The following is a 14,343-nucleotide window of genomic DNA, read 5'->3' on the forward strand; positions in this document are numbered from 1 at the left end:
CAGCGCGGCGTCTTCGCAGATGGTCCGGCGGTCCGCGCGAGCTGTAGTAGAATCATCGACGAACGCTCTGGGCGCCTCAGGGCCACCAGAGTTCTGGCTGCAAACTTGGATGGCGCCCCCCGGGACCGGGTGGGCGTCATTCAACTTTCCGCCCTGGCTCCCGCACGCCTGACATGCTGGCTGCCGCCCACGTCCTACTCTGTGCCAACGCGCGGAATCCGGGCACTGGCCCCGTCTGTGGAGTGGGATGCGTGTCTGAGGCGACAGCACTCTTGTTGCAACAACGGTTCTCCGCCGAGCGGCTGGGCACCTACCAGGCTGCGGTCGGCGGCGACCTCGACCAGGCGGTGGCGCTGTACGAATGGAACGCCTCGATGAGCGGCGCGTTCTGGACCACGCTAGGCCACGTCGAGGTGCTGATCCGCAACGCCATGCACCAACAGTTGACCGACTGGTCCACCCGGACCTACCGAGAGCCCCGCTGGTACCTCGATCCCGGTCGCGTCCTGGACGAGCGTCGTCACCAGCAGATCACCAAAGCGCGCGAGCAAGCCACCCGCGACAGGCGGCAGGAGACTCCCGGGCGGATAGTCGCCGAACTCACCTTCGGGTTCTGGCCCTTCCTGCTCACCCGCACCTACGATCGCTCCCTCTGGCCACACCTGCGTGGCGCCTGGCCAGGACAGCGCCTCCGTCGGGATGTCCACGGGCCCCTGGCCGACCTGCACGAGCTGCGCAACCGCATCGGCCATCACGAGCCGATCTACAACCGGCCGATCAAAGAGCTGCACACCAAGGCGCTGAACCTGGCCTGCTGGACGTGTCCTGACACCGGGGCCTGGATCGCCTCCCGGTGCCAGGTGCTCACCGTCTTGCAGACCCGCCCCTGGACCGTACGCGCTTCCCACGCGCCGCCACAGCGAAGCCGGCGCTCCCGGCCGACAGGCGCCCACAGCCAGCCCTGACCCGTTTCCGGCGCATCGGACGACGACAGTGGTGTCAGGGTGTCGACGGGTGCGGGAAGTCGGGCCAACCTTCCGCGGAACCGGAAGGCATCCGCATCGTGGGCGGGCGCGCTGTGTGCATTCGGGGTGAGAACAGCCGCTCAGCGGGGAAGGCGGGCGACGAAGGCCCGCCAGGCACCCGGAGCGAAGGTCAGCGCCGGGCCGGTCGGATCCTTCGAGTCACGTACCCCGACGGCGCCGGGAAGGTTGTCGGCGACCTCGACACAGTTGCCGCCGCTCGCGCCACTGCGGATACTCTTGCGCCACCGGGCGTTACTGAGGTCCATGATGGCTTTCAACTTCCTTCAAAAGGTCGATGGACTGCCGGCGCGGTAGCGCCTCATTTCGGACGCTCTCCCACCTCGCCTGAAGCGTAGCTACCTCATCGTCCTTGTCGACGACATCCCCGCCGAGCTGGTTCTCAAGGTGCCCGACCCAGACGCCACCACCGGATCGCGCCAGTGCAAACGGCCCGGACAACCCGACGTGCAGGCCACTGGCGAGCGGAATAACGTGCACGTGAATGTGCGGAAGCTCGGCCATCGCGATCAAATGGGCGACCTGCTGCGCCATGATTCCGCCGATACCGTCGCCCGTACGCCGAAGCGCGGCCTCGTCCAGCACGGCGACGAACTGCGGCGGTCGCTCGCCGGTCAGGATGGCTTGCCTACTCATGCGCCCCTTGACGCGCTGCTCGACCTCGTCATCAGTCAGGCTGTCCACAGACCGCAGGACGACGCGGGCGTAGTGCTCCACCTGCAACAGACCGGGAATCAGATTCGGCTCGAAGTAGCGGAGCTGCGTCGCTCCACGCTCGGCGTCGAGCCAGGGTAGGAACCATGACGGGGTACCGAGCTTCACCGCCAGGCGTTCGAAGATCCCGCCGTTACCGAAGGCGCGGTCAGCGCCGCGGATGAAGTCCATCGTCAGCGCCCGCGTGCCGCTCTCGACCGCGCTCACGTGCGACGCGCTGAAGCCGGCCCCACGGCCGAACGCCTCCTGCGTCATGCCGCCCGCACCCCGCGCCCTGCGGATCTCTCCGACGATGAAGTCCGAGACCGGACCTGGGACGTCGGCCATTCAAAACCTCCCGAGGCAGAGATCAACTACTCACCGTGCCGCAAGGCGGCACCATGTTCGGCCAGCTCAGCCCAGACACCGATTCAACCTTCCGAGCGTAACGACCTCCACAGCAGAGTGTCACCACGCGGCGCGGCTGGCAGTGCGGACAGGGCCTGGCGGTGGCGGCGTGCGGGGGCCGCCCTGGGAGCATCCGGGCGGCCCCTCCCAGACTCGCGACGGAAGGGGAACACCGTGCCGGACAAGCCGAAGCCCGACCCGCAGCCTGCCCCGTGCCCTCGCCCCCGCCGCACCGTGGGGCTGGTCCGGTGAGCGACCTTCGCCGGCCGACGGGCCCCAACCCGCCGAAGGTCGAGCCCGGCGTGTACCGGCTGACCCGGGCGGCGTCGCCGCAGTTCGTCACGCCGATCACGGTGCGGATCTTCCGGCACCTGGCCGACCGGCATCCGCCGTGGGGCTGGGCGTGGGTCGACTGCTACCAGCTCAACTCCGTGGGTGACGCGACCGCGCGCCGCGAGTTGTTCGTGTTGGTCGACGGGTTGGAACCAGTACCCGAGCCTGCTCGCCCGGCTCGCCGCGCAACCGCGAGGGCCGGGACGTGACGTACTACCGGCGTCGTCGCCACGTGACCGAGCACAACCCCGCCCGCCCGTCGTGGCGCTGCCGGGCGTGCGGGCGGTTCTGGCCCTGCTCCGCCGCGAAGCTGTTGTTGCTCGCCACGTACCGCGATCGGCGGACGGCGCTGATCGACCACCTGGAGGGGTTGCAGGCCCAGGCGACCGAGGAGATGGCGGGGCAGAACGGAAACAGGCCACCTGACCTGACAGACCGCTTCACCGCGTGGGCTCAGGCCGGTTGACGACCCGCCTCACATCGGCAACCGGGGCAGTGCGGCCCTCCCGGACCCGGCATCGGAGGCCGGGCGGTTCGGGAGTCACCGGGTCGTTCGGCCCCGGCGACGACGGCGGCGGCGTACCACGCCGGGCAGCTCCACGGCCGGCCAGCCGTCCAACACCTCGGGGGGTACGCCCCGGCGGAGCAGGTCGTCGACGGTCAGCGCCAGCGAGTACGTGGGATGCCGGGCCAGTGCCCGCTCCAACGCCACCGCTGCCAGCGCCCCCTGCCCGGCCCGCCAGGCGGCGAAGGCGAGGAGACTGGCGGGCGCGGCGATCAGCTCCGGATCCGCCCGGCGCAGCACGTCGGTCCACAGGGCGATGTCCGCGTCCCGGCCGTCGGTGCGTTGCCAGGCGTGGTCGCGAACCGGCAGGTAGGTCAGGAGCAGGCCCAGCCAGGCCACCTCGTCGTCGGTGAGGGAGCCGCCGTCGCGTTGCCGCCGCCGGGCCACCCGCAGCGCGTCGACGCCGGCCTCCCGGAGCAGCCGGTCGTCGCTCGGCCCAACCGGACGGTCGAGTGGGCGGGCTCGGCCCAGCAGCTCGGCCAGCCGCAGCTCGGCGCGGGCCGTCGCCCCTCCCGTGTCGGTGCCGCTGGCGGGGGCGACCTGCGCCGCGAGGGCCGCGCGGTCGGGCAGGGCCACCTGGCCGGCGAAGACCGCCGCCGCCGGCACCGCGCTGGCCTGCGCGTCGTACGGGGTGCCGTCGGGCGGGCAGCACTCCGGCTCGGCGCACAGGTAGGACCACCAACGGCCGGCGGTGACCCGCAGCGCGTCGACGACCGGCAGCCCGGTCACGGCGAACGCCACCCGCACCGCGTCGACGGCGGGCGTGACCCGGGTCGGGGCCCCGTATCCGATCACCGTGGCGGATTCGACGCCCTGGCGTGCCACCACCTCGGCGAGGTGGCGGGCGGGCGGGCTCGGGTCGTCGGCGGCGCGCGGCAGGTCCGCACGGGCGACGAAGGTGATCCGGGGACCGCTCAGGGCCACGACGACGACGCTGTCGGCGGGGTGGAAGCCGAGCAGGTAGGGCACGGCGGCGATCAGGTCGGCGGGAGAGCGGACGGCGAGTCGGGGCCGGTCGGACGGAGTCATGCGGGCAGCCTGTGCTGCGGTCGCCCGGCACCACAGTCCCTGTGGACGACACGCGGCTTGTCCACAGACACGCTCCGTGTTGCCCCAGCTCAGCCGCCTCACGAGTCGGCCCGGGAGATGCTCAGCCGCGTCCGTCGCTCCCCGCTCGCCTCAGGGGAGGGGCTAGGTTGCGGGGATGGACCTGGCGTACCTGCGGGCGCACCCGGAGCACCTACCGACCTTCCTCACCCATCAGCGGATCCGGGAGACCCCGGTCTCCGGCGGTGACATCTGCGCCGCCTCCCGGCTGACCCTGGACGACGGCAACTCGGTGTTCGCCAAGACCTGGCCGGAGGGAGCCACCGGCCAGGTGCCCGAGCACTTCTTCGCCAGCGAGGCGGCAGGGCTGCGCTGGCTGCGGGAGGCCGGCACGGTGCCGGTGCCGGAGGTGCTGGTCGCGCTGCCCGGCCTGCTCGCCCTGGAGTGGGTCGAGCCGGGCGAGCCGGATGCCGGGGTCGCCGAGCGTTTCGGCCGGGACCTGGCCGGCATGCACCGGATCGGCGAAGCCGACACGACCAGGACCACGACCACGGCCACGGCCACGGCCACGGCCACGGCCACGGCTGACGCAACCACCACCGCCGACGCAGCCGACGGGGCGACGTTCGGGGCGGGGTGGCCCGGGTTCATCGGCGCGCTGCCGGCCGACAACACCCCGGACGACGGGCCGTGGTCGCGCTGGTTCGCGCAGCGCCGGCTGCTGCCGTACCTGCGGATGTCGGTCGAGAACGGCGCGCTGGACGCCGCCGCGCGGAGGCTCGTCGAGGAGGTCGTCGACCGGGTGGGGGAGTTCGGTGGCGACGAGCCGCCGGCCCGCGTCCACGGCGACCTGTGGCCGGGCAACCTGCTCTGGGGCGCCGACGGGCGGGTGTGGCTGGTGGACCCGGCCGCGCACGCCGGGCACCGGGAGACCGACCTGGCCCAGTTGGCCCTGTTCGGCGGTGCGCCCCACCTCGACCGGATCGTCGCGGCCTACGACGAGGTGTGGCCGTTGGCCGACGGGTGGCGGGCCAGGGTGCCGGTGCACCAGTTGCACCTGCTGCTCGTGCACACCGCCCTGTTCGGCGGGGCGTACCGTGATGCGGTCACCCGGACGGCCCGGGCCGCCCTGACCGGCGGCGGGCGCGCTACCGTCGTCGGGTGAGCGTCGCCCCTCCGACCGACGGCGTCCTCGTCGACCGGTACGGCCGCGTCGCCCGGGACCTCCGGGTCTCCCTGACCGACAAGTGCAACCTGCGCTGCACGTACTGCATGCCGGCCGAGGGGCTGCCCTGGCTGGCCGGCCCGCAGCTGCTCGGCGACGACGAGATCGTCCGGCTCGTCGGGGTGGCGGTGCGGCAGCTCGGGGTGACGGAGGTGCGGTTCACCGGCGGGGAGCCGCTGGTCCGGCCCGGCCTGGTCGGCATCGTCGCCGCTGTGGCGGCTCTCACACCCCGCCCCCGCATCTCACTGACCACCAACGGCATCGGGCTCGGCCGGCTCGCCCCGACGTTGCGCGCGGCCGGTCTGGACCGCGTGAACGTGTCCCTGGACACCGTCGACCGGGAGCGGTTCATCCGGCTGACCCGCCGGGACCGACTCGCCGACGTGCTGGCGGGCCTGGCCGGTGCCGCATCCGCCGGGCTGACCCCCGTCAAGGTCAACTCGGTGCTGATGCGAGGTGTCAACGACGACGAGGCACCGGCGCTGCTGCGCTTCGCCCTGACCCACGGCTACGAACTGCGGTTCATCGAGCAGATGCCGCTGGACGCCCAACACGGCTGGGACCGCTCCGCGATGGTCACGGCCGACGAGATCCTGGCCTCCCTGGCGAGCGCCTTCACGCTGACCGCCGACCCGGCGGAACGGGGTTCGGCGCCAGCGGAGACGTGGCTGGTCGACGGCGGCCCCGCCCGGGTGGGGGTGATCGCCAGCGTCACCCGCCCGTTCTGCGGCGACTGCGACCGGACCCGGCTGACCGCCGACGGCCAGATCCGCAACTGCCTGTTCGCCACCGAGGAGTCCGACCTGCGCGGCGCGTTGCGCTCCGGGGTCGACGACGACGAACTGGCCCGGCGGTGGCGCGCCGCCATGTGGGGCAAACAGGCCGGGCACGGCATCGACGACCGGACCTTCCTGCAACCGACCCGGCCGATGTCGGCCATCGGAGGGTGACCGTGCCGATCGGGCAGACACCGCCGGGCCCGATGCCGACCTCACCTGACCGGGCCGGCCCGGTTCCGGTCGAGACCAGCGCCGTGATCACGGTCCGCTACTTCGCCGGGGCACGCGCCGCCGCCGGTCGCGCCGAGGAGACCGCATCCGCGGGCCGGTCGCTCGACGAACTTCTGGCAGAGCTCGCGGATCGGCACGGCAGGCGGCTCGCCGACGTGCTGGCGGTGGCGAGTTTCCTGGTGGACGGCGTGACCTGTCATGATCGCCGGGCACCGTTGCCGGCCGGAGCCACGATCGACGTCCTGCCGCCCTTCGCGGGCGGCTGAGGGAGGCACTCGCTGTGTTGGCACTAGTCGGCTTCGTGGCCACCCTCGGGCTGATCACCGGGCTGATCCACCTCTACCTGTGGAAGCGGCTCGTCCGGGACACCACCGCCCCCGGGCGCTGGCGGCGGGTGGGCACGGTCAGCGCGCTGGTGCTGGCGCTGCTCGTACCGGCGACCCTGGTCGGCACCCGGGCGGGCCTGTACTGGCTGGCCTGGCCGGGTTACCTCTGGCTCGCGGTCATGTTCTACCTGCTGGTGCTGCTGGTGGCACTCGAGGTGCCGATGCTGGTCGCGAAGCTGGTGCTGCGCCGTCGGGCGGCGGTGGCGGAACCGACCGCCGCCGCGCCGGAGCCGGCCCTGGTGGGCGCGGCCGGCTCCACGGACCCGCCGGCCGCCGACGCGGTCGCCGGGCAGGACCACGACCCGGCCCGCCGGTTGCTGCTCGCGCGCGGGGCGGCCATCTTCGCCGGCCTCACCGCCACCGGCCTGACCGGGTACGGGGTGCGCACGGCCCTCGGCCCGCCGGTGCTGGACCGGGTGCAGATCCCCCTCGCCAAGCTGCCCCGCAGCATGGACGGGCTGCGCATCGCCACGGTCGCCGACATCCACCTGGGGCCGCTCAACGGGCGGGCACACACCGAGCGCATCGTCGCCGCGATCAACCGGTTGGACGCCGACATCGTCGCCGTGGTCGGTGACCTGGTCGACGGCACGGTCGCCGAGTTGGGCGACGCGGCGGCCCCGCTGCGCGACCTGCGCTCCCGGTACGGCAGCTACTTCGTCACCGGCAACCACGAGTACTACTCGGGTGTCGAGGAGTGGGTGACGGAGATCGACCGGCTGGGGCTGCGGGTGTTGCAGAACCGGCGGCTGGAGATCGCCACCCGGGGCGGGGTGCTCGACCTGGCCGGGGTCAACGACGCCGGCGCGGAGGGCACCGGGGTCGCCGCCCCGCCGGACTACGAGGCCGCGCTGGGCGACCGCGACCCGAGTCGCCCGGTCGTGCTGCTGGCCCACCAGCCGGTCGCTGCGGTCGAGGCGGCGAAGTACGGGGTCGACCTGCAACTGTCCGGGCACACCCACGGCGGGCAGATCGTTCCGTTCAACTACCTGGTCCGGTTGGAACAGCCGGTCGTCTCCGGGCTGGGCGAGGTGGACGGCACGAAGGTCTACGTGACCAACGGCGCCGGTTTCTGGGGCCCGCCGGTGCGGGTCGGGGCGGAACCGCAGATCTCGCTCGTCGAGCTGCGCTCGGCATAGCGCAGCTCACGGGAGAGCGTGGCGACGCGCGGGAGCACGGCGGGTCGTGACAGGATGCGGCGTGTCTCCGTTCAGCGCCGCACCCCCCGGTGGCCTCCCGCCGTTCGTCGCGGACCTGCACATCCACTCGAAGTACTCGCGCGCGTGCAGCCGCGACCTGACCCTGCCGAACCTCGGCTGGTGGGCCAGGCGCAAGGGCGTGGGGGTGCTCGGCACCGGTGACTTCACCCACCCCGCCTGGTATGACCACCTCCGCGAGACGCTGCACCCGGCCGAACCGGGCCTCTACCGGCTGAGCCCGGACGCGGAACGGGACATCGCCCGCCGGCTGCCGCCCCGGTTGGCGAGCGAGGCGGAGACCGACCCGGTCCGGTTCATGCTCAGCGTGGAGATCTCGACGATCTACAAGCGGGACGACCGGACCCGTAAGGTGCACCACCTGATCTACCTGCCGGACCTGGACGCGGTGGCGCGGTTCAACGCGGCGCTCGGCCGGATCGGCAACCTCGGCTCGGACGGCCGGCCGATCCTCGGCCTGGACTCCCGCGACCTGCTGGAGATCACCCTCGAAGCCAGTCCCGACGGTTACCTGGTGCCGGCGCACATCTGGACGCCGTGGTTCTCGGCGTTGGGCTCGAAGTCGGGCTTCGACGCGATCGCCGACTGCTACGCGGACCTGGCCGACCACATCTTCGCGGTGGAGACCGGCCTGTCGTCGGACCCGGCGATGAACTGGCGGGTGGGCAGCCTGGACGGCTACCGGCTGGTCTCCAACTCCGACGCGCACTCCCCGCCCGCGCTGGCCCGGGAGGCCACCGTCTTCGCGACCGGCCGGGACTACGTCGCGATCCGGGAGGCGCTGCGCACCGGCGACGGCCTGGCCGGCACCATCGAGTTCTTCCCCGAGGAGGGCAAGTACCACGCCGACGGGCACCGGCTCTGCGGCGTCTCCTGGTCGCCGCAGCGCACCCGGGCGGCCGGGGGGCGCTGCCCGGAGTGCGGCAAGCCGCTGACGGTGGGTGTGCTCAGCCGGGTCGAGGAGCTTGCCGACCGGCCGGAGGGGCACCGGCCGGAGCACGCCCGGGAGGTGACCCACCTGGTGCCGCTGGCCGAGATCCTCGGTGAGATCAACAAGGTGGGTGCGCGGTCGAAGAAGGTCGAGGGGAAGCTCAACGACCTCGTCGCCGCGCTCGGACCCGAACTGGAGATCCTGACCCGCAGCCCGCTCGACGAGATCGGCCGGGTCGGCGGCGAACTGCTCGCCGAGGGCATCGGGCGGCTGCGGCGCGGTGAGGTCCGCCGGGTCCCCGGCTTCGACGGCGAGTACGGCGTGATCACCCTGTTCGACCCGGCCGAACTGGGCGGGACGGGCACGCCGGCCGCCCAGGAGACGCTGTTCGACGTACCCGTGCCGGCGCAGCGGCGGCCCGCGGAGCCGGCACCGGGACCGAAGGCCAAGCGGCCGGCGGCGGTGAAGGCAGAGCCGAAGCGCAAAGCCGCCCCGCCGCCACCGATCGCGGCACCACCGTCGCCGCACGAGCCGTTCGAGCCGATGCTCGCCGGCATGGAGGAGGTCGGCACCGGGCTGCTGGACCGGCTCGACGCCATGCAGCGGGTGGCCGCGTCCGCGCCGGGCGGGCCGCTGCTGATCGTGGCCGGTCCGGGCACCGGCAAGACCCGGACGCTGACCCACCGGATCGCGTACCTGTGCGCGGAGCTGAACGTCTTCCCGGAACAATGCCTGGCGATCACCTTCACCCGGCGGGCCGCCGAGGAGCTGCGACACCGCCTGGACGGGCTGCTCGGCCCGGTGGCCGAGGACGTCACCGTCGGCACCTTCCACTCCCTCGGGCTGACGATCCTGCGGGAGAACGCCGAGGCCGTCGGCCTGCCGGCGGACTTCCGGATCGCCGACGACGCGGACCGCGCCGCCGCGCGGGACGAGGCCGGCGAGGACCGGGACTCCTACGTCGGGCTGCTGCGCAAGCGGGACCTGGTGGACCTGGACGAGTTGCTGACCCTGCCGGTGACGCTGCTGCGCGCCGACCGGAAGCTGACGCAGCGGTACCGGGACCGCTGGCGGTGGATCTTCGTCGACGAGTACCAGGACGTCGACGAGGTGCAGTACGAGCTGCTGCGGCTGCTCAGCCCCGCCGACGGCAACCTGTGCGCGATCGGCGACCCGGACCAGGCGATCTACTCGTTCCGGGGGGCGGACGTGGGCTACTTCCTGCGCTTCTCGGAGGACTTCACCGACGCCCGGCTGGTGCGGCTGAACCGCAACTACCGCTCGTCGGCACCGATCCTGGCCGCAGCGGTCCAGGCCATCGCGCCGTCGTCGCTGGTCCGGGGCCGCCGGCTGGATCCGGCCCGGCTCGACCCGGAGGCCCCGCTGGTCGGCCGGTACGCGGCGTCGTCCGTCGCCGACGAGGCCGACTTCGTGGTCCGTACGGTCGACGAACTGGTCGGCGGGTTGTCCCACCGTTCGCTGGACTCGGGGCGGATCGACGGGCGGGCGACGGCGCTGTCGTTCTCCGACATCGCGGTGCTCTACCGCACCGACTCGCAGGCCGCGCCGATCGTGGACGCCCTGTCCCGCGCGAACATCCCCGTGCAGAAGCGCTCGCACGACCGGCTGCGGGACCGTCCGGGCGTCACGGCGATCGCCCGCGAGCTGCGGCACGCCGACGGCGTCGACGGTGGACTGCCGGCGCGGGTACGGCTCGCCGGCCAGGTGCTCGCCGAGCGGTTCGCCACGCCCACCCTCGACGCGGCTGGTGCGGTGCGCCCCGAGGACGTCCGGGTGGCCGTGGATCTGCTCACCCCGTTGGCCCGCCGGTGCGGCGATGACCTGGACCTGTTCCTGTCGCAGCTCGCCACGGGCGCGGAGGTGGACGCCCTGGATCCGCGCGCCGAGGCGGTCACCCTGCTGACCCTGCACGCCGCGAAGGGCCTGGAGTTCCCGGTGGTCTTCCTGGTGGGCGCGGAGGACGGGCTGCTGCCGTTGCGCTGGCCGGGGTCGACGCCGGACGCGGACGCGGTCGCCGAGGAGCGGCGGCTCTTCTTCGTGGGACTGACCCGGGCTCAGGACCGCCTCTACGTCACCCACGCCGCCCGACGCACCCGGCACGGCGCGGAACGGGACTGCCGCCCGTCCCCGTTCCTCGACGTGATCGATCCGGGCCTGTTCGAACGCTTCGGCGACACCGAGCCCCGCCGCCCCAGGGACCGCCAGCTCCGCCTCATCTGACCGCCGCGCCGGCCGACCAGCGCCACCGGACACGCTACGGTGACCTGGGCGTGCGGTCGCACGGCGATGGCGACCCGCCCACCCGTCGGCGCAGGAGGGCTGCATGGCGAACTATGGACCACCCGGCGACGGTCCCCCCGACCCGTGGCCGGCTCGGCGGCCCGACGACGGGTACGACCCGCGCTCCGGCGGCGGGTGGGAGTGGGACCAGCCGGCCCGCCCGTACCGGCAGGGGGAGCCGGGCTACGACGAGCCGTACCAGGCAGCCTCCGGCGGGTGGCCGGCCCGCGCGGACGGCGAGGGCACGGCGTATGCCAGCGGACCGTACCGGGAGGCCGGGGCGGGGACGGCCCGGCCGGCGCACCGGGACGCGGAGCCGGATCCCGGGTACCACCGTCCGGGCGGGGCGGCGTACGACGACCACCGCTACCGGTCGCCCGCCGACGACCGCTACCGCGACGACCGGTACCGGCCGGTGGAGCCGCCGCAGGGCAACCGCGCGGACCGGCACGGCGAGCGGTCGGGTCCGTCCTACCAGGACGCCAACGAGGCGTACGCCGGCACACCCGTTCCGCCACGGCGCCAGCGCCGCGGTCCGATGGTCGTGGTGGTGGCGGCGGTGCTGTTGTTCGTGCTGGGTGGCGGTGCTCTGATGCTGCACCTGCTCGACCGGGACGAGCAGGACCGGACGCCGGTGGCGGCCCCGGGCGGGCCGACCCCTGCCACGTCCGAGGGGGGCCTGACGGGCGGAACCGCGCTGCAGCCCAGCGCGCCCGCGCCGGAGTCGTCGGCGGATCCCCGGTTCGTGAAGGCCGGCGAGTGTGTCCGCAACGAGGGGCCGGCCGGCGGGCGGCCGAAGTTGCTGATCAGCGAGTGCGCCCCCGCGTCCTACGAGGTGCTGCGCCGGTTCGACGGCGAGACCAGTGGGGAGAAGGACGCCGAGGCGAAGTGCGCCCGGGTCCCCGGCTACACCAACTGGTACTTCTTCGACAGCGAGTTGGACACCCTCGACTTCGTACTCTGCCTCAAGCAGCGCTGACCCCTTCACACACCCCTGGGAACGAGATGACGAGCTACCGACCACCCGGGCAGCCGGACGACCCGCGACCGCCCGCCGGTCCGGGCGGCCCGTCTCCCACCGACCCGACGCTGCCCCAGGGACCGACAGCGCCGGATCCCACCGCCGCGCAGTGGGGCCCGCCGCCCGGCGACCAGCCCACCGTCGCGCAGTGGGCCCCGCCGCCCGGCGACCAGCCCACCGCCGCACAGTGGCCCCCGCCGCCCGGCGACCAGCCCACCGCCGCACGGTGGGCCCCGCCACCGGGACCGTTCCCGCCGGTCGGCCCGCCGCCCGGTGGTGGCGCCTGGGGCGCTCCGCCGCCACCGGAGTACGGGATGCCGCCAACTCCGCCGGCGAAGGGTCGGGGCGGCCGGATCGCGCTGGTCGTCGGCCTCGTGGTGCTGCTCCTGCTCTGCCCGTGCCTGGGGCTGGCGGGGTGGGCGGCCTGGCGGTCCGTCGAGAGCGACGTGAGCGAGGCCGGGCCCGCAGCGGGCGCGCCCGCCTCACCGTCGCAGGAACCAGCCGGTACGCCGCCGGGCACCCCTGGCGGCGGCCAGCGGATCGCGGTGGGTGACTGTGTGGTCAACGACGGCACCGACACCGACGCCGAACTGCGCGAAGTGGCCTGTGGGAGCCCGGGCAGCTACCGAGTGCTGCTGCGCATCTCCGGCACCACCGACGGCGACCGGTGCCGGACGCGGATGCCGGAGGCGACCGCGAACTACGTGCAGGACAACCCGATCGACGCCCTGGACTACGTGCTCTGCCTGCGGGAGAGCGACTGATCGGAGAAACTAGGGCTGTCTAGTGGAGACGCTAGACAGCCCTAGTTTCAGGTCGACAGGTGCCGGGGCGACACGCCGGTACCCGCCTCTACGCATGTCTAGCCTCGCAGCTAGACGGGCCGATACTGTGCGATTCGTGGATCCGGTCCGCAACCCGTACGCGCCGGGCGCCGGCCAGCGTCCGCCCGAACTCGCCGGGCGGGGGCGGGAACTCGACGTCTTCGACATCGTGCTGGAACGCATCGCCCGGGGCCGCCCCGAGCGCAGCCTGATGCTCACCGGCCTGCGTGGCGTCGGCAAGACGGTGCTGCTCAACACCCTCCGTTCCCAGGCGATCAACCGACTCTGGGGCAGCGGCAAGATCGAGGCCCGGCCCGACCAGTCGCTGCGTCGCCCGATCGCCGCCGCCCTGCACATGGCGGTGCGGGAACTCGCCCCCCGGCACCGGGCACCCGATCGCATCGACGCCTTCCTCGGCGTGCTCCGGGCGTTCGCCCAACGTTCCGCGCCCACCGGCCGTGGGGGCTCCGGGCCGAAGCTGCGCGACCGCTGGCAACCCGGTATCGACGTGCCGGCCGCCAGCGGGCGGGCCGACTCCGGGGACATCGAGATCGACCTGGTGGAACTGCTCACCGACGCCGCCGCGGTGGCCAGCGACGTGGGCACCGGGATCGCGGTCTTCATCGACGAGATGCAGGACCTCGGCCCGGAGGACGTCTCCGCGCTCTGCGCCGCCTGTCACGAACTCTCCCAGCTGGGGGCGCCGCTGATCGTGGTGGGTGCCGGGCTGCCACACCTGCCCGCCGTGCTCAGCGCCGCGAAGTCGTACTCCGAGCGGCTGTTCCGCTACCAGCGGATCGACCGGCTCGACCGGATCGCCGCCGACCGGGCACTCTGCGCCCCGGCCGAGCGGGAGGAGGTCGAGTACGAGCCGAAGGCCCTCGACCTGCTCTACGACAAGTCGGGCGGCTACCCCTACTTCGTGCAGGCGTACGGCAAGGCGACCTGGGACCACGCCCCACGCTCGCCGATCACCGCCGCTGACGTCCGGGTGGCCGCCCCCGAGGCCGAGGCCGAACTGGCCGTGGGCTTCTTCGGCTCCCGCTTCGAGCGGGCCACCCCGGCCGAGCGGGAGTACATGCGGGCGATGGCGACGTTGTCCCTGGTGACGGACGCGCCCTACGGCGGCGGCCGGGACGACATGGACGCGGCCGTACCGACGGCCGAGATCGCCCGCGCGCTGGGCCGCAAGCCGGCCAGCCTGTCCCCGGCCCGCGACGCCCTCATCAAGAAGGGCCTGATCTACTCCGGCGAACGCGGCACGGTCGCCTTCACCGTCCCGCACTTCGGCCGTTACCTGCGCACCCAACCCGCCTGAGGTCTTACCAGCCACCTCCAT

The 14,343-nt window shown here is 73.3% G+C and carries 14 protein-coding genes; 11 read left to right on the forward strand and 3 right to left on the reverse strand.

Annotated features, from left to right (window positions below; all coding sequences use genetic code 11):
* Window positions 1-251 precede the first annotated feature (251 nt).
* A complete protein-coding gene (locus tag GA0070616_RS12390) occupies window positions 252-965 on the forward strand; it encodes an Abi family protein (protein WP_245712744.1) in 714 nt (237 codons plus the stop codon).
* 140 nt (window positions 966-1,105) lie between these two features.
* Here the strand turns inward: GA0070616_RS12390 and GA0070616_RS12395 are convergent, their stop codons facing one another.
* Window positions 1,106-1,291 (reverse strand): DUF397 domain-containing protein, encoded by a 186-nt coding sequence (locus GA0070616_RS12395; RefSeq protein ID WP_091081214.1) that lies wholly within the window; start codon window positions 1,289-1,291, stop codon window positions 1,106-1,108.
* Entirely contained in the window at window positions 1,278-2,084 is an 807-nt protein-coding gene (locus tag GA0070616_RS12400) for a helix-turn-helix domain-containing protein (protein WP_091081217.1), read from the reverse strand. Before GA0070616_RS12400 ends, GA0070616_RS12395 begins: the two co-directional genes overlap by 14 nt.
* 308 nt (window positions 2,085-2,392) lie before the next feature.
* Here GA0070616_RS12400 and GA0070616_RS12405 point away from each other — a divergent pair, with 308 nt between their 5' ends.
* Window positions 2,393-2,686, forward strand: a complete 294-nt coding sequence (locus GA0070616_RS12405; protein WP_245712745.1) for a hypothetical protein — start codon at window positions 2,393-2,395, stop codon at window positions 2,684-2,686.
* 23 nt (window positions 2,687-2,709) lie between these two features.
* Window positions 2,710-2,943 carry a flavin reductase gene (locus GA0070616_RS12410; RefSeq protein WP_245712746.1) on the forward strand — a complete coding sequence of 78 codons (234 nt, stop codon included), beginning with the start codon at window positions 2,710-2,712 and terminating at the stop codon, window positions 2,941-2,943.
* 75 nt (window positions 2,944-3,018) lie between these two features.
* Here GA0070616_RS12410 and GA0070616_RS12415 read toward each other — a convergent pair whose 3' ends face one another.
* Window positions 3,019-4,071 (reverse strand): DUF4192 domain-containing protein, encoded by a 1,053-nt coding sequence (locus tag GA0070616_RS12415; RefSeq protein ID WP_091081224.1) that lies wholly within the window; start codon window positions 4,069-4,071, stop codon window positions 3,019-3,021.
* A gap of 175 nt (window positions 4,072-4,246) precedes the next feature.
* Between GA0070616_RS12415 and GA0070616_RS12420 the strand changes: the two genes are divergently transcribed.
* From GA0070616_RS12420 to GA0070616_RS12455, 8 genes are all read left to right on the forward strand, one after another.
* Window positions 4,247-5,254, forward strand: a complete 1,008-nt coding sequence (locus GA0070616_RS12420; RefSeq protein WP_091081227.1) for a fructosamine kinase family protein — start codon at window positions 4,247-4,249, stop codon at window positions 5,252-5,254.
* Window positions 5,251-6,264: a GTP 3',8-cyclase MoaA gene (gene moaA / locus GA0070616_RS12425; RefSeq protein WP_091081230.1), complete on the forward strand. Its 1,014-nt coding sequence runs from the start codon at window positions 5,251-5,253 to the stop codon at window positions 6,262-6,264. Before GA0070616_RS12420 ends, moaA begins: the two co-directional genes overlap by 4 nt.
* A 32-nt stretch (window positions 6,265-6,296) precedes the next feature.
* Window positions 6,297-6,590 (forward strand): MoaD/ThiS family protein, encoded by a 294-nt coding sequence (locus GA0070616_RS12430; protein WP_091090598.1) that lies wholly within the window; start codon window positions 6,297-6,299, stop codon window positions 6,588-6,590.
* 14 nt (window positions 6,591-6,604) lie between these two features.
* Window positions 6,605-7,849, forward strand: a complete 1,245-nt coding sequence (locus tag GA0070616_RS12435; protein ID WP_091081232.1) for a metallophosphoesterase — start codon at window positions 6,605-6,607, stop codon at window positions 7,847-7,849.
* A 61-nt stretch (window positions 7,850-7,910) separates the two neighbouring features.
* Window positions 7,911-11,099 (forward strand): UvrD-helicase domain-containing protein, encoded by a 3,189-nt coding sequence (locus tag GA0070616_RS12440; RefSeq protein WP_091081235.1) that lies wholly within the window; start codon window positions 7,911-7,913, stop codon window positions 11,097-11,099.
* Window positions 11,100-11,697: 598 nt separating this feature from the next.
* Window positions 11,698-12,138, forward strand: a complete 441-nt coding sequence (locus GA0070616_RS28755; protein ID WP_425412993.1) for an LppU/SCO3897 family protein — start codon at window positions 11,698-11,700, stop codon at window positions 12,136-12,138.
* 401 nt (window positions 12,139-12,539) lie between these two features.
* Window positions 12,540-12,944: an LppU/SCO3897 family protein gene (locus GA0070616_RS29315; protein WP_091090603.1), complete on the forward strand. Its 405-nt coding sequence runs from the start codon at window positions 12,540-12,542 to the stop codon at window positions 12,942-12,944.
* A gap of 136 nt (window positions 12,945-13,080) precedes the next feature.
* The gene (locus tag GA0070616_RS12455; protein WP_091081240.1) at window positions 13,081-14,322 is read left to right on the forward strand and encodes an ATP-binding protein; all 1,242 of its coding nucleotides are present in this window, start codon (window positions 13,081-13,083) and stop codon (window positions 14,320-14,322) included.
* The last annotated feature ends 21 nt before the right edge of the window (window positions 14,323-14,343 follow it).

Origin of the sequence: Micromonospora nigra (assembly GCF_900091585.1) — a bacterium.
GTDB lineage: Bacteria > Actinomycetota > Actinomycetes > Mycobacteriales > Micromonosporaceae > Micromonospora > Micromonospora nigra.